Genomic DNA, 20913 nt, shown 5'->3' with positions numbered 1-20913 from the left:
TGCGAAACGAACCGCAAAGTAATCTCAAGACTTGAGTCTCGATGACTCAAGTATTCCAGAGTCGTTTCATCCCTGTCAATTTCTGCGCCTGAAAGTTGAGTGTGAGTGACTCAACTTTTAATGAGCGGATGCCGCCGCGTCAGCGGCGACGGGAGACAAAGCCCGATCGTTACCCCGGAGCAGTAGATTGTGCACATGACCGAGACTGTCGCCATAGACGCGGGTGCTCCTCCGACGCGTGGTCGGGTGGTGGCCTGGGCGTTCTGGGACTGGGGATCGGCGGCTTTCAACGCGGTAGTCACGACTTTCGTCTTCAGCACCTACCTGGCGAGCGGCCTGTTCGTCGATCCGGCAATCCGCGAAGCGGCCGGTGACAATGCGAAGGACCCCGCGCTCGTGCGGGCGCTGGCCGAGAATGCCGCCACCATTTCGTGGGCCCTCGCGATTGCAGGCGTCCTCGTGGCCATCGCTGCCCCCGTGATCGGGCAACGCTCCGACGGTTCTGGCCGGCGCAAGTTCTGGCTCGGCGTCAACAGCTTTCTCGTCGTGGCCTGCATGCTCGGCATGTTCTTCGTGGAACCGTTCCCGAGCTATTTGTGGCTCGGAGCCGCGCTGCTCGCGGCGGGCAACGTGTTCTTCGAGTTCGCCGCGGTCAACAACAACGCCATGCTCGTGCAGGTGTCCACGCCCAAAACGGTCGGCCGCGTCTCCGGTTTCGGCTGGGGCATGGGCTACATGGGCGGCATCGTGCTGCTCATCATTCTGCTCGCGGGCTTTCTGTTCAACTTCGGCGACGACGCCGCCCGCGGGCTGATCGGGCTGCCAACGGGTGAGGCCGGCGGGTCGCTCGACGTGCGCCTCGCGATCGTCGTGGCCGCCGTGTGGTTCGGCATCTTCGCCCTGCCCCTGCTCCTCAAAGTTCCCGAGATACCGCGCCGGTTCGGTGCCGAGCGGATCGACTTCCTCGACTCCTACCGCCTTTTGTGGCGCACCATCACGGCGCTCTGGCGCAACAACCCGAATGTGCTGCGCTTTCTGCTGGCCAGTGCCGTTTTTCGTGACGGCCTGGCCGCCATCTTCACCTTCGGCGCCATCATCGCCGCGCAGGTGTTCGGGTTCACGTTCACCGAGGTGTTGCTGTTCGGCATCGCCGCCAACGTCGTGGCCGGCGTTGGAACGTTCATCGGCGGCTGGGTCGACGACCGGTTCGGCGCCAAGGCGGTCATCGCCTTCTCGCTGGCCTGCCTCGTCATCGGCGGTTCGGCGGTCTTGTTCGTCGGCGACGCAAAAATCGGCTTCTGGATCGTCGGCCTCTTCCTCTGCCTCTTCGTCGGCCCGATCCAATCCTCTGGACGGTCCTTTTTGGCCCGCATCACCCCGGCCGGGCGCGAGGGCGAAATCTTCGGCCTCTACGCCACGACCGGCCGCGCGGTGAGTTTTCTCGCACCGACCCTGTTCGGTGTCGCCGTGGCGATCGCCGGCGACACCCGCTGGGGCATCGTCGGGATCATGCTCGTGCTGTTGCTCGGGCTGATCCTGCTCATGCCAGTGAAGACCACGCAGCAGCAGATCGACTGATACCCGGAGCAGCCCGCCGACGATCGAGAATGTGCTCAGACCCCGGCAGTCCACGAACCGCGCGTCGGTCGCGCAGCCGCGCCGCGGACTGGGCGCCAGCCCGCGGTTACCTGAGCATCCGCTGAACTGAGGCTGTCCCCCCTCGCGGAGGCGGCACCCGCCGGTCAGACTGAAACGCATGACACTTACCCAGCTCCAGAAAGCCGAACTCCTGCTCTCGCTGCACGTGCCCGGCGAGCCCCTCATCGTGACCAACGTCTGGGATGCCATCACCGCCAAGGTCGTGGCCGATACTCCCGGCGTCAAGGCCCTCGCCACCGCGAGCCACTCCATTTCGAACGTGCGCGGCCTGCAAGACGGGGAGGGCCTCTCGCTCGACGAGGCCATCATTGCCGCCACGATCATCGCCGGTGCCGTCGACCTGCCGGTCTCGGCCGACTTCGAGAAGGGCTACGCACCGGATGCCGTCGGCGTCACCCGCAACGTGCGTCGCCTCATCGAGGAATCCGGCATCGTCGGCATCAACATCGAGGACTCGGTCGGCGCCGCCAAGGCCCCTCAGTTCGACATCGAGACGGCCGCCGCTCGCGTAGCCGCCGCCCGAGCCGGCGCCGACCAGAGCGGGATTCCGCTCGTCATCAACGCCCGGGTCGACACCCTCGCCGGCGGAGGCGACTGGGACGAGGCCGTCGCCCGCGCCAACGCTTACCTGGGGGCCGGTGCCGACCTGATCTTCTTCCTCGGTTTGACCGACGAAGACAAGGTGTCGCGCGCCATCGAGCAGGTCCATGGCAAAATCTCCGTGATCGGCGCCCCCGGGCTCGTGCCGCTCGCGCGCCTCGCCGAGCTGGGCATCTCCCGGGTCAGCTTCGGCCCCGGCACGCTCGGCCTCACCCTCGCGGCCCTGCAATCCGCAGCCGCGAACCTCACCGCGCTCGGAGAGTACCCCGCCGACCTCGGCTTCAAGTTCAAACTATAGGCCGTCCTATCAACGGGGGCCGTCGGCATCCGCTCGTCGTTCCCGGCTAGCGGATGCGGGTGGCCTCGTTGTGTTCGATCAGTTGCCAGGTCGCACCCTCGTCGGCCGAGACCCAGCCTTCCCAGTTGTAGCTGTCGGGGGTGATGGCGGTGAAGTTCCAGCGGATGGGGCGGCCGTCGGTGCGGGTGCCCTCCTGCCGCACGCCGTGGCGGTACGGGGTGGCGATGAGCTGGCAATATTCGCCGAGTACCGGGGCGAAGTAGCTGACACGCCAGGCACCGGCAAACGGGTCGTAGACGCGCACGGTGGTGGCGACGGTTTCAAATCCCGACGGATGCGTCGTACTCGCGACGATCTCGACGTCTTGCACCGCCCGACCATCGAGGATGAATTCGACCATCCAGACGAAGTCACGTTCGATCCATTCGCCCGTGGTCTCGTCGAGGCGGAAGCCTTTGGCGGCCCAAGAGCCGACCAGCTGGCCGAAGCGGTGCATGCGCCCTGGGTATGCCGGCGTGGGGCCGTGCGCGATGAGCGCCTCGTCGAAGCGGGTGGGCATGGAGGTCATATTCAGATTTTACCCGACTGGAGGTTACGTTCGACGTACTACGGTTGCTCGGCCCGCCGGCATCCGCTCGCACGTTCTGGTGGGGTCAGCGGTCGATCGTGGTGCGGTGAAAATTCTGGAACGAGCGCGAGGCGGTCGGGCCGCGCTGGCCCTGATAGCGGGAGCCGTATTCGCTCGAGCCGTACGGTTTCTCGGCCGGGGAGCTGAGCTGAAAGAAGCACAGCTGGCCGATCTTCATTCCGGGCCACAGCTTGATCGGCAAGGTCGCGACGTTGCTGAGCTCGAGCGTGACGTGGCCAGAGAACCCGGGGTCGATGAAGCCGGCGGTCGAGTGCGTGAGCAGGCCGAGGCGACCGAGCGAACTCTTGCCCTCGAGCCGGGCGGCCACATTGTCCGGCAGGGTGACCCGCTCGTAGGTGGCGCCGAGCACGAACTCGCCCGGGTGCAGAATGAAGGGCTCGTCTGGCTTGGTCTCAATGAGATGGGTCAGCTCTGGCTGGTCTTCGGCCGGATCGATGTAGGCGTACTTGTGATTGTCGAACAGCCGAAACAGGCGGTCGAGGCGCACATCGATGCTCGACGGTTGGACCATAGCGGGGTCGAGCGGCTCCAAACCGATTCGTCCAGCGTCGAGTTCAGCTTTGATATCGCGATCGGAGAGCAGCACGGTGCCAGCCTAGCCGCGCGGGGTTGATATGCTGGCACGGTTCCGATTGTTGTTCACTCACGGTCGGGCGCGCGGATGTAGTTCAATGGTAGAACTTCAGCTTCCCAAGCTGATAGCGCGGGTTCGATTCCCGTCATCCGCTCCGTTCAAGCCCACTCGCGTTTTTGTCGTTTCGCAAGGTAATCGAGACTCGCGTCAACGTAATCGAGACTGGTTCGCTGACGGAGGCTGACGCTGCCCATTTGCCGCGTAAACATGCGGGTGTGGCGCCGCCGGCGTCGGGCGCAGTCTCGATAGCCGTGAGAGGCCATGCCGCAGCCGGCGAAGCCCGAGGCCAGTAAAGACGTGATCTCGATTAGGTCAAACAGTCTTGATTACCGTGAGAACTGACAGTTTTTGTCAGTTCTCAAGGCAATCAAGACTTTAATCATTCATACCGAGACTTTTTATTTGTTCTCGTGGAATTCGAGACTCAGGGCCCGGCTCTTTCGCGAACCTCTGTACTTCGGGGCCTCCGTGGCGACGATTGGTCACACTTCTAGCCAACGAGCGAAAGAAGTGTGACCTCAGTGCGGGCACGGAGACGATCAGCTTCCGAAGGTCTCCCGCCGTCACCGAGTTCGCCTCCGACAAGCACCGTCAAACGTCGTCCGAAACCCGAACCCTGCATGGCGCGCCACTAGCCAGACCAGACCAGATCGCACCCACCATCACGCGGCCTCCCTGCCGCCTTGGAACATCCAACTAGGCGGCGTTGCGCTCGTCTTGGTAGAGTGCTCGGCCGATGATGTCGATGATCTTGGCGAGCTTGTCGTCGCTGGTGAGGGCCTCGGCGACCATCGCCGTGAAGTTGGTCCCTGACGACACGATTGCGTTCGTCACCGTGCTGCCCAGGTCGGGGCTCGCCAGGAACTGCTGCTCGCTATTGACCTTGATCTGGGTGGTGACCTTCTCGTTTTCGGCGACCTTGCCCTTCACATGGGTGTAGAAACCCATCATGTCGGCGGAGGTGAGCCCGTCGCCGTCGAAGAGCTGGTTGAGCTGGTTCACGGCCTCGAGCAGACGCGCTAGAACTGGGTCGACGGCACTCTTTGACCCGGAACCGATGAGCGGGTCCAGCTCCTCATCACCGGTCAGACTGATGTTCTGCTGGTCATGCTTTTTGATGCCATAACCGATCATCGCCACACCGGTCAGGTCGATGGCGCTACGCCGTGTTTTCTCACTGATCACGCGGGCCAGAGCCCGGTAGTAAATTGCGTGCTTCTCAATCGACACGTCTTCAAAGTTGATGATCTGCGACAGAAAGTCGTAGGCATTAATGAACGAGGTCAGGTCCCTGCGGAACAGCTCCAACCGGTCGACCTCTTCATGGTCGTCGGCCTCAACCGCCGCGTCATACCGCTTGTTGAACCTGTCCTTGCCCGGCGCAACAGCGGCGGCGAGAGCGTTGTTACCCTTCTTGAAAACCTCTACAGAGGCCGCCGCATCCACTTCGTGCTCCTCGTAGAGGTGCAGGGCATCGAGCTTGCCCTTGATGTCGTGCACGATGTTTGGGTCCGACACGGCCGACAGGCGCGCGTCCTTGAAGTAGGGCTCGAACGACTCCCGAATGATCTCGGGGTCGTTCACGAAGTCGAGCACATACGTGGTGTCTTTGCCCTTGGCCATCCGGTTCAGCCGAGACAGGGTCTGCACCGCCGTGACACCGGAGAGCTTCTTGTCGACGTACATGGCCACGAGCAGCGGCTGATCGAACCCGGTCTGGTACTTGTTGGCCACGAGCATCACTTGGAAGCTGTCGGTCTTGAACGCTTCCGGTAGGGAGCGGCCTTTGAGGCCGGTGTTCATGCTCGTTTCCGTGAACTTGTCTGGGCTGAGGTCCTCGTCGAGAACCTCGCCGGAGAAGGCGACGAGAGCGCGAACATCCGTGTGTCCGGTGCGCTTGAGGTAGGCGTCGAAGGCGAGCTTGTAGCGCACGACTTCGCGGCGTGATCCGGTGACGACCATCGCTTTGGCTTTGCCGTTCAGGCGCCAGGCCACGTTTTCGCGGTAGTGCTCGATGATGAGCGCGACCTTCTGGGTGATGTTGAAGTCATGCAGCCGAACCCACTGCATCAGCTCCTTGACCGCCTGGGTCTTCTCCACCAACGGCCCATCGGAGTCATACTCTTGACCGTTGTGCGCGAGCTTGAACGCCACCTTGTACGGCGTGTAGTTGCGCAGCACGTCGAGGATGAAGCCCTCCTCAATGGCTTGCTGCATTGTGTAGAGATGGAACGGTTTCGGCAGGCCTCCGTCGACGGAGCGACCGAAGAGTTCCAGGGTCTTCGCCTTGGGTGTGGCCGTGTACGCAAAGTAGGAGATGTTCGTCGCATTCGCGCGGGACTCCATGTCGACCGCGAGCAGTGCCTCCATGTCGACCTCACCGCCGTCGGCGAGATCCGCGAGCTCGTCGGCGTTGAGCACCGACTTCACCTTGTTTGACGTGGTTCCCGTCTGCGAGGAGTGCGCCTCGTCGGCGATGATCGCAAAGCTGCGCCCCGCAAGGGACCCGTCGAGCTTGGCCAGCTCGGCCATCGCGAACGGGAACGTCTGAATGGTCACGACGATGATCTGCGCACCCTGCGTGAGCGCCTCAGCCAACCGGCTCGACTTCGACCCGCCGGTCTTACTATCGATGCCGATGACCACGCCGGTCTTGGAATCGATCTGCTTGATCGCATCCTGCAACTGGGTGTCCAGAACGGTGCGGTCCGTGACGACGATCACGGAGTTGAAAACCTTGCTGCCGTCGGTGCGGTGCAGCGTCGACAGCTGATGCGCGGTCCAGGCGATCGAGTTCGTCTTGCCCGACCCTGCCGAATGCTGAATCAGGTACCGGTGCCCCGGGCCTTCTTCACGGGCTGTCTCGATGAGTTTCGTCACCGATTCCCACTGCTGAAAACGTGGAAACAGCAGGGTTTCCTTCTTCTCAACCTCGCCCGTCACGGGGTCAATGCTCTTCTCCACCTGGAGGTGCATGAACCGCCCGAGAATACCGAGCCACGCGTCTTTCTGCAGCACGCGCTCCCACAAGTAGGCGGTCTCCGACCCGTCGGGGTTGACCGGGTTGCCGGCCCGCCCGTCATTGCCCTTGTTGAACGGCAGGAAGAACGTGTCCGGGCCCTGCAGATGCGTGGTCATGAACACTTCGCTGTTGGAGACGGCGAAGTGCACGAGCGCGCGGTGGCCGAAGGAAAGCAACGGTTCACCCTTGGGATTGCGGTCGGTGCGGTACTGCGAGATCGCATCCTGCACGCTCTGCGTGAAGTCCGTCTTCAACTCCAGCGTCGCCACCGGCAGCCCGTTGACGAACAAGACCAGGTCGATGCTTTTCTGGTTCGACGTGGAATAGAACACCTGACGCATCACCCGCAGGCGCATCTTGCCGTAGTCAGCCGTGGTCGTGGGGTTCAACCCGTCAGCAGGCCGAAACTGCGCCATCCGGAACGATGCCGGCGTGTACTTGAACCCACGTCTGAGCACCGACAGAGTCCCGCCCTGCACCCCAGCGACACTGTCGAAGGACGCACCGAGTGATTTGGCCAGCCGGTCGAGAATCGCGTTCCGCGCCTCCTCTTGAACGGATGCCGCATCACCCGGCTTCAGAACCTTCGCCAACGCCTCGGGCTGCGTGTCGGCCAACCAGCCGAACACATCCTCTGGGAACAGGGCGCGTTCCTTGTCGTAACCCGTGCTGGTGGGGGAATACAGCCACCCCCGGGATTGCAGGTAGAGAGCGATTTCCTCTTCGAACGGTGTCTCATTGTGCTGCCCCATCAGAGCCCCCTCACATCAATCTTCCCGGTGACTGCAGCACTGATAAGTGCCTGACGACGCTCCTGCAGGACCTCAACGACCTGATGTGCTTTGGCTATGAGCGCATCGATAATCGAAACGTGTTCTTGAAGATAGAGAACAATTTCGTCCTGCTCTGGTCTCGGAGGGGTCGGGATTTGCAGGTCGCCGATTGATTTCATTCCGATGTTCTGTTGAGTGCCAAACGTCCATGCAAGCGTCAGCGCTCGCTGAAATGCCTGTGACTGAATGGCGAAATGCATGAAAAATGGGTTAGTGCGGTGGCCACTCCGCAGCACGGCCAACGGCGACCAAATACTGAAGTCCCTGTCCTCGGTTAAAATCGCCGAATTCCCGGTGGTCGCCCCCGACTTGATCATGTAAATGTCATAGAGCCGAGGTGAGTATTTCATCGAGTAGAGTGCGTGGTCTTCTGCAGAGATAAAGCCCCGGCGCTTGTCGAAGTTGACGGTTCCAGCGGAAATCGCTGAGGCAGAGATGAATTCCACTCCATTAGCCAAGAACGTTGGAGTCTCATGTGGCCCATCCGTGATCGGGATTGACACAAGATGTTTGAGTCCGGTAATCGACCAGTGCACGGGAATGTTTCCCCACCATTTCGTCGCGGAGTCCCTGAGCTGAATCAGAGGATCAAGGCCACGGGTTATCGCTTGGGTGATCACTGCTTGGCGGCGCTCAGTCAGCGCCACGACCAACTGCTCCTGCTTGGTAATCAGCGCGTCAATCTGGCCAGTCTCCCGATCCAGGAAAGCCAGAATCCTCTGCTGTTCATCAATCGGCGGGACGGGAACCAGTACGTTCCGTGCGTCGCTCCAACGAAAGTCAGTCGAACGCTCTCGAACGCCCTTTCCTAAGGACGTGATATATCCCGAAAGGGCGATGTGACGCATGACTCTCGCGAAGTAGCGGGCATCGTGGCCAGGCAGCGGCTGGCAAGCAAGGTAAACAGGAGATGACTTACCATCGCTGTCCGATACGCCGATGGCGCCCGCAAACGCATCCATAGCGTGAATAACGAGATCCCCGACACGGATGCCTTGATAACCGATTTCTTTGTCAGCCTCCGTGTAACCGTCTAACCGTCGATTTGAACGGAGAGTCACCTCTCCGTCGCGGTAGGCAGTCAGATTGCCGTCTTCCTTGCGTGGTGGGCGTCGCATGAGTTGGAAACCACGACCAAGACGCGTTACAGCCCAATGGGTCGGGACCTCTCCGAGCCATTGCGTCCCGGACGGTTTGTATTTTGAGTATTTCAATGACCCGCTCATGCGCGTTCTACCTCACCAAGCAGGACAGTGATCTCCTGGACCAGCTTGTTGAGATCGGCGTCGATCTCCTCGAGCGAGCGCGGTGGCATGTATTTGTAGAAGTGTCGGGTGAAGGGGATCTCGTAACCGGTCCTGTCCTTGGTGCGATCAACCCAGAAGTGCTGGACGTGCGGGGCAATCTCGCGCTGGATGTAAGCGTTGATGTCCTCCGTGAGCGGCACGTTCTCCGTGTCGCGCAGGGTGGTGTCGGCGACGGGTTTCCCTTTGCTGTCCGTGACAACCGGTGCGGTTTCATCTCGCTCGGCGAGCCCGGCAATGAGGACCTTCAGCAGGGGTGCACTTAGGGCGACGTCGGCGGAAGTGAGTACCTTCTTGACTCGCGTGGTGAACACGGCGGCATCGGTTGTGGTCTTGGCGGCGTTGCTGAGATCGAGCAGTGCCGTCTTGATCTGGTCCGCGAGGGCGGTGAGATTCTTCGGCGACAAGGCGAGCTGCAGGCGCTCCGGGGTGACGGCCCAATTGAACTGTTGAGGACGTTCGACGGTGATGGTGGTGTAGCCGAAGTCGGCGGTGGCGAAGATTTTCGAGGCGTCAGCATCCGTTTGTTCGGTGCCGTCGCTGTTGTTGCCGTAGAGCTGGACGATGTGTTCGATTTGTTCGGGGCTGATGAGACGGCGTTTGGAGCCGAGGTTCTTACGCATTTTGATCCACTGGTCGGTGGCGTCGATGAGTTGCACTTTGCCCTTGCGGCTGGTGGGCTTGTCGTTGTCGAGGATCCAGATGTAGGTGGCGATGCCGGTGTTGTAGAAAAGGTCGGTGGGCATGGCGATGATGGCGTCGAGGAGGTCGTTCTCGATGACGTACTTGCGGATGTTGCTCTCGCCGGAGCCGGCGCCGCCGGTGAAGAGTGGGCTGCCGTTCAGCACAATCCCGACGCGACCGCCTCCCTGAGCTTTCGGGCGCATTTTCTTCACGAGGTGCATGAGGAAGAGGAGGGACCCGTCGGAGACGCGGGGCAGGCCGGGGCCGAAGCGGCCGTCGTAGCCGCGTTGGTCGTATTCGTTCTGCACGAACGTCTGCTGTTTCTTCCATTCGACGCCGAACGGAGGGTTCGACAGGCCGTAGTCGAAGGTTTTTTCGAGGTGTCCGTCGTTGGTGAGGGTGTCGCCCCAGATGATGTTCTCGATGGCCTGGCCTTTGATGACCATGTCGGCCTTGGCGATGGCGAAGGATTCGGCGTTGAGTTCCTGGCCGACGAGGGTGAGGGAGGCTTGGGGGAAGTGTTCGCGTACGTAGTCGTCGGCGACGCTGAGCATGCCGCCGGTGCCGGCGGTGGGGTCGTAGACGGTTCGCACGGCGCCGGGAACGGAGAGGGACTTCTCGGGGTTTTCGTCGGGGTGCTCGGTGAAGAGCAGGCTGACCATGAGGCGGACGACCTCGCGTGGGGTGAAGTGTTCTCCGGCGGTTTCGTTGGAGGCTTCTGCGAAGCGGCGGATGAGCTCTTCGAAGATGAGGCCCATCTCGGTGTTGCTGACCCGGTCGGGGTGCAGGTCGACGGCAGCGAACTTCTGAATGAGTAGATACAGCAGGTCATTCTCGTCGAGGCGCGCGATCTGGGCCGGAAAGTCGTAGCGATCGAATATGTCACGCACATTGGCCGAGAAACCGTCGAGGTAGTTGAGCAGGTTCGCGCGCACGTTGGCGGGGTCGCCGCTGAGCTTCTCGACCGTGTACAAGCTGGTGTTGTAGAAGTCATGTTTGGAGACGGCCGGGAGGAGCTTCTCGACTGGAATGCTGCCGTCTTTGTATTTGGTGTACTCGGCGAGGACGGCGTCTTTGGTCGGCGCCAGCACCGCGTCCAGGCGGCTGAGAATGGTGAACGGCAGTACGATCTTGCCGTAGTCCGATTGCTTGTAGGTGCCGCGAAGCAGATTCGCGATTGACCAGATAAAAGCGCCGTTGTTGTTTTCGGCCATGTTTTTGGAGCTCCCCAATTACGTGTTGGGTTCAGCCTATTGGCGACGAATGACATCGAGCATGTCCGTGCCCGAGTAGACGGTACTCTGAGATCGAATCAACGGGGGGAACAATGAGTAATGAATTAGCGGCGACGCCGCAACTGCCGCCGGCAGGTTGGTACACGAGCCCCGACAATGCAACGGTGAACCGGTGGTGGGATGGCTCCGGTTGGACGGAGCATTCCACGCCCAAAGTCGCCGCGCCGGGCGCGCCGCCGCAGGTCGTCTACGTGAGTGCACGACCCGGCGAGAAGACAACCGGGATCGCGTATCTGTTCATCTTGCTCTTGGGCGGCTTCGCGGCGCACAACTTTTATCTGGGCCGCGTCGGGCCGGCCATCGGGTTCCTCGCCCTGTATTGGGGCGGGTGGGCGCTCACGGGCGTTGGTGTTGGCGTCCTCATGCTGATCGCAGCGGTCATCTGGTTCATCATCGACCTGTGCTGCATCCGTCAATACGTGGATGCGGCTAACGGGAGGCTTTGAGGCGGGAGAAGTGGAGGCGGCCTGAGCCAGGCTTGGCTCTAGAGCGCTGACACCACTGCATAATCTTGGTCAAATGTGTCCTATGAAGCTGTCGGTAGTGCGTTCCGCCCAGGCACAACCATCGAATGGGCAAGGCTCCGCCTCGTCATCGCTCCTTCTGCGACTCGCTGCAGCGTCCATGCGACCGTCAGCGGTTGGCGGTAACCTGTTGTTATGGATAGTCGGATGAGCGTGGAGAATGTTGCGCTCTATGCCCTCCTGCGGGATGGTTCGCTGAAGTGGCGTGAGATCCGAGCTCTCATTGAGCGGGCGGGCGGTCCTGACGCAGCGCTGAGAGAGCATCTTGCTGGCTACCTCATCGACGAGGAATATAAGCGCGCACTGCACGATGCGCGAAGAGCGATCGCTGAGTTTGAAGCCGTTGGTATACACGCCGATACGTACCTTGCGGATGGCTACCCTGAACAGCTTCGTACGATCCACGATTTCCCTCCCGTTGTTTACTGGAAGGGTCACAGGGAGATCGCTGACCTGCGATCAGTGGCCATAGTCGGAACGCGGAAGCCTTCCGAAGGTGCCGTAAGGTTCGTGACTGATCTCGCAAGAAGGCTCGCGCAACACCAAGTCCCCATCGTGTCTGGGCTCGCCTATGGTATTGATGTTGCGGCTATGACCGCGTCCCTCAGGGAGGGGAACCGGACAATCGGCGTGATTGGGACGGGCCTCAATCGCAGCTACCCGAAAGAGCACGCTGCCTTACAAGATGAAATCGCTGCAAATCACCTACTCCTTTCTCAGTTCCACCCTGATGGCAGCGCATCTCCCAAGACGTTCCCGATGCGCAACGTTGTGATGAGCGGCTTCGCGTCCCTGACGGTGATCGCCGAGGCGAGTGAGAAGTCCGGGACGCGGATTCAAGCCCGCGCTGCGGTGCGACATGGGCGGCCACTCATAATCAGCCGAGCTGTCTTTCTTCAAACAACGTGGGGCAAGGCGCTCGTGGATGACGGACTCGATGTCGTGGTCGTTTCAAATGCGGCGGAGGCAGAAGAAGCTGTCCATCGCATCCACGACCGACGTGATGCAGGGGCGGCGAGCTGGGCTGCAGGGTCTCTCTTCGCGACCTAAGCGCCCACGATGCAGGAACAGCCTAAGGACGCATCCCTGCGTCGCATATACAGAAATCCGCCAAGTCGCCAACCTGGCATCTGCCCCGTCTGCACGGTCCCCAAGGATCCGAACTACGAGCTGTGTTACGCATGCAACATTCACAATGGTTCAGGGTTGCCTCTTGCTGATTTCGTCGCCCCGCTGAGTTGGGCTCCCATGGGCGGGCAAGCCTATGCCGACCTGGCCTCGTACAAGGATGAGGCTCAGCAGGCAGTCGCTGACGTGGCCGCCGAGCGGCTACGCCTCATGCTGCGTCTCGCCTTCGCCAATTACGCTCAATGCCTAATGCCTGGCTGGGAAACCTCGACAGTCGCCATAGTTAGTATCCCGTCAACGGGAGGACGCAAGGGTCCACATCCGATCGAGGCGATACTGGCGATGTTCACTCCAAGCATTCCCAGGCTCATGCCGACCTACGTCGGTGACACGGATCGTACGCGGAATGGGAGACGCCAATTGCGCCTCGAAGATTGGGCCGTCGACGCTGCCGCTGTGGCTGGCCTTACGCGGGCTGTTGTCATCGATGACTCGTGGGTGACGGGCGGCCATGCCCAATCAATTGCAGCGAGCCTGAAGCTGGCTGGAATTGCAAAAGTTGGGATTGTTCCTTTCGGTCGCGTGCTTCGGACGGATTGGGGACCGAACGTAGAGTATTTGCAGGGCCATCCCGAACCAGCGTTCGATTCTCACGTCTGCCCCCTCCATGGAATCAAGCATGCCTAACTTCGCTTTTGCCAACGATTCCTGGACCGTCGTGCACATCGATGACCACACCCTGCTAACTTGTTACTGAGCCTGGGCCACCCCGCTGGGCTCGGTCAATGCGCTCGCGCTGTGCCGTGAGGTCAAAGATGTGACGTACTCCGTCGGCGATGACTTGAGCGTGCGTACGACATCAATCTCTTAGTCATATATGACAACGACCGGTCGGTCGATGCGTTTCGAACAGACGTCGAGGCCTTGAAACTCTCGTTGCCGGTGGATCTGATCGCCATGACCGCTGACGATCAGGCCCACTATCAATAGACAGGGCATGCGCGCAGTCATTGGCCGGTCTGTTCGCTCGCCCTAGATCCGATCGGCACCTCGCGGCCCGGTGCGACCGACCGATAATGGCCTATTACGTCAACACCGGCCGTACTGCCCGGCAGGCCGCTGGACGGGTCACTGCTCGTTTGGCGAGTATCGCTTGATGCATGTAATCACTCGCGTCTGAGACAACCTTCTTCCCTTATCCCCCGACTAACCAGATCGAGCGCGGCAGGCCCGCAGGCGGAAACAGTTGCCCGTCAACCTGCGGGCGCAGTCGCTCGTTACCTCTAACCGGCTGGCGGGTATGCATCGTTCCCGTAGGAGTTCTTCTGCGCGATCTGACCATTGAGATTGCGTACGGTGTGCTCCACACGACGCCCCTTAGCCAAATCCTTGCCGATCGCTTGCTGCTCGGCTTTGGTGCCACCGACATGCGCCGCTCGAGAGCTGCCCTCAACCGCGCTTTTCCAGGTTCCGTCTTCGTTGTATGTCGAGATGTCGCCAGTTGCCATGATTTTCCGCCCTATTCTTGAGTTGTCATTCGGTCCTCCCATATCAGGGTTGCAGTAGCCACTGACATGGCCCAGACAAGCGTCCGTCTCAGCACTACTGCATTCGGCGATGGACCCGCCGAAGATGCGCAAAGAGGCGAGCCACGAAAGTTGTCCGCTTGAATGGGCCTGGCGCTGCCAGCTGGTCAATCCGCGCTTCGCGATCTCGCTGCGCGCCGGCTTTGATCTGCTTATCGGTCCACTGAGTCGACCACCTCACGTCGCCCCTTTGGATCAAATAGTGGGATCGGCAGGGGAACTCCCAATTCCCGACTGAGGGCGACAATGTGGCATCGATTCCGTCCCATGACAGGTGCCAACGAGCTGGGTCGATCGGTGTGACAACTTTGTTGCCGCATCCGCACGCGCAGTTGTGAACGGCTGTTCTAAATTTCGTCGATACGTATAAGACCCCTTCGTCACGGGTGGACGGGATGTATTCCACGAATTGCGTTCGCACGGTCGACACCTTCATTCGCTGTTCTCCGAGTTCGCGAAGAAGTTCCCGCTCACGGTGTAAGTCGAGTGCAGTTCTTTTTCGTGATCAAGGTAGAAGCCCATCAGCTTTTTCCACTTGATGACGGCCATCGTCGCGTTCAAGGAGTTCAACTCGGCGATCTGGATGTTGCGGTCGTACTCGTCGTGCTGCTCGTCGGCGAACGACACCCTGTTGAGTACGTGCGCGTGCTGTCCCTCTGCGCTCGTCGTTACCCGCACGACGCCGCCGAGCGCGTCGCCCTGCCGCTGCACACCCATGCCCGTGTCGATGAATGGGATTCCCTTGCTTATGAGGTACTCGACGATGACGCGTTTGGATGGTCCTGCGTCCATGCACACAAAGACGAAGCTCATTCCAGCAAGCTCGGAGACGTTTTCCTCCTCGATGCGTTGGGGATGTGGGAAGATCCCCCGTCGCATCTTGCTGTAAATGGTGGTGTAGTAGTCGACCTTGAGCGGCCGTGCGTTGAGATCTATGACGCTTGCGGCGCCGGGCGCGCGAAACGCATTATGGGCCGAAAAGACGTCCGAATCCCACAGGTGGATCTGCTCGACCGGGGTCTTCACGAGCAAGTCCAGCAGATAGGATCCGGTTCCACCGAGACCGATGACCGCCACCGGCCCCCTGGCGAGACGCCTGGTGAGCTCGGTGATGCCGGCTCGGCTTGAAGCGGAGTCGAGGTATTCGAAAACGGAATCGGACTCATTGACGATGACAGGTCGGTAGGTTCTGGCAGTCACGTCGGGATCGACGGCCTGCGCCCACCCCCAGATCATCTTCGCGTATTGCGTCATCTTCGCGTGGTAATCCGAGTAGTAGCCGATCGGCGGTTTGCTCGACAAGAAGGTAGCGGCCGTAAGCGTGGGGGTAAGCACCTGAGACATGACTCCGGCGATAATCTTGACCAACGGGCGCCCTTGGGTGTCGTGGGGCACTCCGGTGAAGTACACGGTATGTGGATCTGGTCGCAGCGTCTCGGTGCCCGAGACGAGCAACTCCGAAATCAGCTCACCAAATTCAACAACGCCGGAGGCGTTAAGGAACGGTACATGGCCCATAACGAGGTAGTTATCCTCGATCCTGATCTCATAGCCCTGGTCGATGAGGCTGCGAAGATCGAGGCTAGGACTTTCCCGTAGTAGTGACATCGAAGGTCGTTCCCTTCTTTTTGATGTTGACCGACTGGCCATCTACCAATTCACCTTCGCGCCGACGGCCTTGCGCGTTCCTGAACGTCACCGTGAAAGTGGCGTCCGGCGCCGGTGCCTCAGGAAATGCGATCTGCACGAGCTCCTCGAAGGTGATCGTGTGTGCAGCGTGCGCGGTCAATTCTCCATTCACCACGATCTCGTTCAAGCGCTCGGGCTTTCGCGCGCCGGGACCGTCGACTTCGATCAATGTACTATTCATGATGGGCACCTATTTTCTGCACCGTGGGGTGCGTTGTTCGAGGACCAGCTGAAATGGTTCCGATAGTTTGATGCACCTTGTTGGTGCATCAAACAGTTTAGCACACCTGATGGGTGTATCATTTCTTTGGAGGCCAACGCGTGAACGTTGGCTTTGGCAACGCCAAGCTCGCCAAGATGTGCACCACCGCGTCGCAACGAGTCAGAAAACTGGGATCTGAGCGGGCAGACAAGGTACTTCGCCGCCTGGACCAACTTTCCGCCGCTTCGAACCTCGCTGAGTTCTACACGCTCCCTCAGGCGAGGTGCCACCAACTGATAGGTGACAAGGACGAGCAGTTCTCCATTGATCTCGACGGCCCTTACCGCCTGCTCTTCGAAATCGCCGATGATCCGATCCCACGGCTGAGTGACGGCGGCATCGACCTGAGCCAAGTAGTCACCGTTTGCGTTCTCGAGATCACAGACACTCATTGACCAATCACTTCAAGGAGCCAGACATGGCTGAGCACAACAATCAGGGTTCGACGTGGATCCCCTATGTCCCCGATCGGATTTCAAGCCCCGGGGAGACGCTCCGAGAGACGCTGGAGGCCTTGCCCCTGTCGCAAAGCGACCTCGCGGTGCGCACCGGGTTGTCCACTAAACACATCAGTCAGATTGTTCTAGGCACAGCTGCCCTCACGCATGAAACTGCCATCAAGTTGGAACGCGCTACGGGCGTACCCGCCCGCTTGTGGAATTCACTCGAATCGCAGTATCGGGATTGGCAAAGCAGAGCATCCGAACGTGAATCCCTTGCCGGAAGTCTCGACTGGTTGAAACAGATGCCTGTTGCAGCCCTCCGCAAGAGCGGGATCATCCAGGCCACGCATCACGATCGCGAAACACAACTGCAGGAGATTCTGGAATTTTTCGGAGTCGCTTCGGTTGGCGCGTGGCGTGCTGCTTGGGCCGAGCCATCGGCGGCGTTCCTGCAATCCGCCGCCTTCATCGCCGATGCCGGCGCCGTTGCAGCCTGGCTCCGCCTCGGTGAACTTGAAGCCAGCAAATTGGCCGTTCAACCGTTTGACAAGGCGGCGCTGCGAGCGATCCTCCCTAAATTGCGCGCGCTCACAGTCCTCGAGCCAGACGTGTTTTGGCCGCAGGTGCAGGAACTGTGTGCCCGGGCTGGCGTTGCCATCGTCCTCATCCCCGAAGTCACTGGAGCCCGCGCAAGCGGCGCAACCCGATGGCTATCGCCGAGCAAGGCTTTAGTTCAGCTAAGCCTGCGCCACAAAAGAAACGATCACTTCTGGTTCGCGCTCTTTCACGAGTTGGCACACGTCCTCCTTCATGGCAAGAAAGACGTCTTCGTCGAGCACTCCCTCGGCAAAGACGGCGGCCGACTCGAGGCAGAGAAGCAAGCAAACGACTTCGCGGCCCGCACACTCATACCGCTCGAAGCTGACGCGCTCATTGAGAACGTCCACACCTACTCTGAAGTGAAAACCCTAGCGTCGAAGCTTGGCATCCACCCAGGCATTGTGGCCGGACGAATCCAACATGACCGAAACAAGCACACCTTCGGCGTCCCCGGACTATTTGCCTCGCTCATCATCGTGTCGGCTGACGACTCCGATCAATAGGACTGTTGCCCAGCTCCGGAAACGAATCGATGGTGATTTCCTGCCTGTCGGGCGAGGTCCTCGTCCGGCCTGAGCTGTATTTCGCTAGCGACCAAGGGCCCCACTCCGAGGGCACGAGACCGAGAACGGTCGATTACGTCAAGACCGACCGCCGCGGCCCGCCAGCCGCGGGACGGTTCGTCAGCGGGCATCGAACGCGGTTCCCGCCGTGACGATCTTCTGACTCAATTGGGGTCCGCCAACGTCTAGCATCAACGCGCGGCACCCCGAAAGGCTCAACGCCGTGAGCGAAGCCGAATCAGCACGACTCGTCATTGATTCAGTTGGCGGAGTGACTCGCCGCGTGGCTGTTGGTTTCATTTATCTGGCGACGAGCATCGTCTTCGCATACGGCATTCTGGATGTTCTTCCACACGTGAGTGACACCCCGAGTCTGGTGCCTGACTTTGTGCCGTCAGATTGGCTGGTCCTAGATACAGAGCTTCAGATCCCTGTCATCGGAGCCTTGGCGGCAGTGGCGATCGGCTTGTAGGTCGCCGTCCACGGTCTCCGTTCCGAGAGCAGCCGAGAAGCAAGCCCCACAGAAGTATGGCGAGCGAAAGCCTTCTCCACGACGGGAGCGTTCGTGGCCGCCGTCGTCATGCTCCTTGCCGTCAGCACAGTCGTCCAACGAGCGTTCGGGCCGCCCTCGACTTCGTCCAAGGCAGAACTCCTCGCATTCCTCGTGATCGCCTTCGCTACTGCCGTGCTCTGTATTGATGCCGCACGGGTGATCACGAGCACGGAGGTCAACGAACGGCTAAATACGGCGTACGAGTTGGTGAGCTCACGGCAGGTGAGATTAGACCGGATCACCCGTTCCCTGCCCTCTTACCGCTGGCTGATCGGAACAGGCATCGCGAGCGTCATCATTCTGATGCTGCTGCCGACCGCAGCGCAACTTGTTTTCCAACCAGATTACGCGTCGCCTGAAACCGCGCAGAAGTACTTCGACGGGCTTGGGAACAGTGTGGATACGACCCTCGGAATAGCGGTAGCGATGCTATTGGTCCGGTGCTTCAACTTTGGACTGGGGCTGCTCGTGCTCTTGTCGAACGCAAGTTCCGGTCCGTCCAAGTGGAAAAGGAAACTGATGTGGTTTGTGATCACAGTTCCCGGGGCCCTCGTGATCGTCGCTATGACCGTCGACTCTGAAGGCTCACCACTCGCGTTTCTAGTCATAGTCACTCTCAGCAACACGATCGTGTACTTGGCGTTGCTGCGAGCGTGGCTTCAATTCGTTCGAGAAGAGGATCCGCGACACCCCAGGCTCACCTTCGGGCTTCATGGGCTCTTCAGGCTCGTGATCGCACGTATGTATCAGGGACTAATCGAAGGCGTGAAGGAAGATGTCAAGTGGCTGGAAAGCGTCGCTGACCGCGCGCAACCTGCACTCACCCAAGCTGTGGCTGGTCCAGCAGTTCCGCCACCCAGATCACCGACCCGAAACTGGTACGGCCGGCGCATGGTGGCGCGTTCAACAAAACACCGATCAACTTCCTGAAAGCCAATGGAAACTCGACAAGTGCTCTTGAGAGCACATCCAGACGGCGCTCCAGCGGGCAGTCAGGCCAAACAGCTTGCCGGAGCCGGCAAGCGCGTGAACGTACGCCTCGGGCCCTTAGCCTCAATACCGTTCAGTTAAGCATTCTCGTGTTACGTTGTGGTTATGGCGCGTACAGGGTGGGTGAAGCCGGTCTCTGACCGTCGGTTGTCGGATTTGGTGTCGGTCGGTTTGTTGACCCGTGTGTTCCCTGCTGATGTCATCGACGAGGTGGTTCAGGCCGCGGGGCGGACTGAGCAGCGTAACCGGGCGTTGCCGGCACGGGTGATGGCGTATTTCTCCATCGGGATGGGCCTGTATGCCGAAGCGTCCTACGAGGATGTGTTTGCTCGGCTGACGGATGGGCTGTCGTGGTCAACTGGCTGGTCCGAGACGTTTGCGCCGCCGTCAAAGTCGGCCATCTTTCAGGCGCGTCGACGGCTGGGGTTCGAACCGGTGCGGGACTTGTTTGCCCGCGTGGCCCGGCCGCTGGCTGGGCCTGACACGCCGGGGTCCTGGTTGGCTGGGCGGCGTCTAATGTCCATCGACGGAACGATCCTGGATCTGGCCGACAGCGTGGTGAATACGGAGTTCTTTGGCCGGCCACCGGTGAGTCGTGGGGAGCAATCTGCTTTTCCGCAGGCACGCCTGGTGGCGCTGGCCGAGTGCGGAACGCATGCCGTTCTGGACGCGGTGATGGGCCCGTGCACGACGTCGGAAATTGAACTCTCCCGGGAGCTGGCCGGCCGCTTCAAGCCGGGCATGCTGGTGCTGGCCGACCGCGGCTTCTACGGCTTCCGGTTGTGGGCGCAGGCAGCAGCGACGGGCGCTGATCTGCTCTGGCGGGTCAAGACGAACCTCCGTCCCCGGTTCCAGGAGACCCTCGCTGACGGGTCCTGGCTGGCAACGATCATCCCGACCTCCGGCACGGGGCGGCAGTCGACGACACCGTTGGCGGTTCGGGTCGTGGACTACACGATCGACGATGGACGCGAAAATCCTGACTCCTACCGGCTGCTGACCACGATCCTGGATCCGGCCGAGGCCTCGGCCGAAGAACTCGCGACCGTGTATTCCGAACGGTGGGAGATCGAGACGGTGTTTGACGAGTTGAAAACCCACCAACGCGGCCCGCGCATGGTGATGCGGTCCAAATCCCCGGAGTTGGTCAAGCAGGAAATCTGGGGCCACCTGTGCTGCCACTACGCGATCCGCACCCTCATGGTCGAGGCCGCCCAGCACGCTCACCGCGACCCTGACCGGGTCTCTTTCGTTGCCGCACTCCGCATCGCCCGTCGCTCCGTGGCACAGGGCGATTTTTCCCCCTCCGCACCTTGACCACGCCAAAGCAGTCTGGCGTCATGCCATCCGCGCCCTCGTCCGAAGGCTGAACCCCGCGCGCCGACGACGATCAAACCCTCGCATCATCAAACGCAAGGTCTCGAAATGGCCCGCCAAACGCTTCCACTACGCCCACTGGCCACAACCCGCTCACGAGCCAGAAATCACCATTCAAGTGCTTAACTGAACGGTATTGCTCTTAGCCTCGATCCACCGGTCGGCCTTGACTGAGTGGCGTCGCTAATTTCGTGGCGGTGTTGTGGTGGTAGGCGTGGCG

At 60.6% G+C, this 20913-nt stretch carries 18 protein-coding genes and 1 tRNA gene; 10 read left to right on the top strand and 9 right to left on the bottom strand.

Features of this window, described 5'->3' with window-relative positions; genetic code table 11:
• Positions 1–195 precede the first annotated feature (195 nt).
• Both E3O06_RS05705 and E3O06_RS05700 read left to right on the top strand, forming a co-directional pair.
• Positions 196–1578 carry an MFS transporter gene (locus tag E3O06_RS05705; protein WP_134502005.1) on the top strand — a complete coding sequence of 461 codons (1383 nt, stop codon included), beginning with the start codon at positions 196–198 and terminating at the stop codon, positions 1576–1578.
• Positions 1579–1756: 178 nt separating this feature from the next.
• Positions 1757–2557: an isocitrate lyase/PEP mutase family protein gene (locus E3O06_RS05700; protein ID WP_134502004.1), complete on the top strand. Its 801-nt coding sequence runs from the start codon at positions 1757–1759 to the stop codon at positions 2555–2557.
• A 46-nt stretch (positions 2558–2603) separates the two neighbouring features.
• On the opposite strand, the gene E3O06_RS05695 is transcribed toward E3O06_RS05700, so the two are convergent.
• On the bottom strand, positions 2604–3125 hold the full coding sequence (locus tag E3O06_RS05695; protein ID WP_134502003.1) for a hypothetical protein: 522 nt from the start codon (positions 3123–3125) through the stop codon (positions 2604–2606).
• Positions 3126–3210: 85 nt separating this feature from the next.
• Positions 3211–3792: a dCTP deaminase gene (dcd, locus tag E3O06_RS05690; RefSeq protein ID WP_134502002.1), complete on the bottom strand. Its 582-nt coding sequence runs from the start codon at positions 3790–3792 to the stop codon at positions 3211–3213.
• Between the two features lie 71 nt (positions 3793–3863).
• Here dcd and E3O06_RS05685 point away from each other — a divergent pair.
• Positions 3864–3934 (top strand) — tRNA-Gly (locus E3O06_RS05685).
• A 602-nt stretch (positions 3935–4536) separates the two neighbouring features.
• Here E3O06_RS05685 and E3O06_RS05680 read toward each other — a convergent pair.
• From E3O06_RS05680 to E3O06_RS05670, 3 genes are read right to left on the bottom strand one after another with little or no spacing between them, the layout of a single operon-like run.
• The gene (locus E3O06_RS05680; RefSeq protein WP_134502001.1) at positions 4537–7614 is read right to left on the bottom strand and encodes a type I restriction endonuclease subunit R; all 3078 of its coding nucleotides are present in this window, start codon (positions 7612–7614) and stop codon (positions 4537–4539) included.
• Complete coding sequence (locus E3O06_RS05675; RefSeq protein WP_134502000.1) at positions 7614–8921, bottom strand: restriction endonuclease subunit S; 1308 nt, start codon at positions 8919–8921, stop codon at positions 7614–7616. Before E3O06_RS05675 ends, E3O06_RS05680 begins: the two co-directional genes overlap by 1 nt.
• Entirely contained in the window at positions 8918–10897 is a 1980-nt protein-coding gene (locus E3O06_RS05670; protein WP_134501999.1) for a type I restriction-modification system subunit M, read from the bottom strand. Before E3O06_RS05670 ends, E3O06_RS05675 begins: the two co-directional genes overlap by 4 nt.
• A gap of 113 nt (positions 10898–11010) precedes the next feature.
• Here E3O06_RS05670 and E3O06_RS05665 point away from each other — a divergent pair, with 113 nt between their 5' ends.
• Both E3O06_RS05665 and E3O06_RS05660 read left to right on the top strand, forming a co-directional pair.
• Positions 11011–11424 carry a DUF2510 domain-containing protein gene (locus E3O06_RS05665; RefSeq protein WP_134501998.1) on the top strand — a complete coding sequence of 138 codons (414 nt, stop codon included), beginning with the start codon at positions 11011–11013 and terminating at the stop codon, positions 11422–11424.
• Positions 11425–11649: 225 nt separating this feature from the next.
• A complete protein-coding gene (locus tag E3O06_RS05660; RefSeq protein WP_166788115.1) occupies positions 11650–12552 on the top strand; it encodes a DNA-processing protein DprA in 903 nt (300 codons plus the stop codon).
• Between the two features lie 1361 nt (positions 12553–13913).
• Here the strand turns inward: E3O06_RS05660 and E3O06_RS17940 are convergent.
• Genes E3O06_RS17940 through E3O06_RS05645 form a run of 4 tightly spaced genes read right to left on the bottom strand, consistent with a single transcriptional unit; the run spans position 13914 to position 16074 of the window.
• Positions 13914–14327 (bottom strand): DUF2188 domain-containing protein, encoded by a 414-nt coding sequence (locus E3O06_RS17940; RefSeq protein WP_241979891.1) that lies wholly within the window; start codon positions 14325–14327, stop codon positions 13914–13916.
• Positions 14233–14652 carry a ubiquitination-like system serine protease family protein gene (locus E3O06_RS18365; protein WP_420898868.1) on the bottom strand — a complete coding sequence of 140 codons (420 nt, stop codon included), beginning with the start codon at positions 14650–14652 and terminating at the stop codon, positions 14233–14235. Before E3O06_RS18365 ends, E3O06_RS17940 begins: the two co-directional genes overlap by 95 nt.
• A complete protein-coding gene (locus tag E3O06_RS05650; protein WP_198415784.1) occupies positions 14649–15866 on the bottom strand; it encodes a ThiF family adenylyltransferase in 1218 nt (405 codons plus the stop codon). Before E3O06_RS05650 ends, E3O06_RS18365 begins: the two co-directional genes overlap by 4 nt.
• The gene (locus E3O06_RS05645) at positions 15799–16074 is read right to left on the bottom strand and encodes a multiubiquitin domain-containing protein (RefSeq protein WP_166788114.1); all 276 of its coding nucleotides are present in this window, start codon (positions 16072–16074) and stop codon (positions 15799–15801) included. Before E3O06_RS05645 ends, E3O06_RS05650 begins: the two co-directional genes overlap by 68 nt.
• Before the next feature lie 152 nt (positions 16075–16226).
• Here E3O06_RS05645 and E3O06_RS05640 point away from each other — a divergent pair, with 152 nt between their 5' ends.
• The 5 genes from E3O06_RS05640 (at position 16227) to E3O06_RS05620 (ending at position 20633) form a co-directional block, all read left to right on the top strand.
• Positions 16227–16562, top strand: coding sequence for a type II toxin-antitoxin system RelE/ParE family toxin (locus E3O06_RS05640; RefSeq protein WP_134501995.1), 336 nt, complete (start codon positions 16227–16229; stop codon positions 16560–16562).
• Positions 16563–16585: 23 nt separating this feature from the next.
• On the top strand, positions 16586–17713 hold the full coding sequence (locus tag E3O06_RS05635; RefSeq protein WP_134501994.1) for a HigA family addiction module antitoxin: 1128 nt from the start codon (positions 16586–16588) through the stop codon (positions 17711–17713).
• A gap of 283 nt (positions 17714–17996) precedes the next feature.
• Positions 17997–18245: a hypothetical protein gene (locus E3O06_RS05630; RefSeq protein ID WP_134501993.1), complete on the top strand. Its 249-nt coding sequence runs from the start codon at positions 17997–17999 to the stop codon at positions 18243–18245.
• A gap of 93 nt (positions 18246–18338) precedes the next feature.
• Positions 18339–19256: a hypothetical protein gene (locus tag E3O06_RS05625; RefSeq protein ID WP_134501992.1), complete on the top strand. Its 918-nt coding sequence runs from the start codon at positions 18339–18341 to the stop codon at positions 19254–19256.
• Between the two features lie 165 nt (positions 19257–19421).
• Positions 19422–20633 carry an IS4 family transposase gene (locus E3O06_RS05620; RefSeq protein ID WP_134501991.1) on the top strand — a complete coding sequence of 404 codons (1212 nt, stop codon included), beginning with the start codon at positions 19422–19424 and terminating at the stop codon, positions 20631–20633.
• Positions 20634–20913 lie beyond the last annotated feature (280 nt).

It is taken from the genome of Cryobacterium glaciale (genome assembly GCF_004402535.1).
Classification (GTDB): domain Bacteria; phylum Actinomycetota; class Actinomycetes; order Actinomycetales; family Microbacteriaceae; genus Cryobacterium; species Cryobacterium glaciale.
This window is presented reverse-complemented; position numbering and strand designations above follow the sequence as displayed.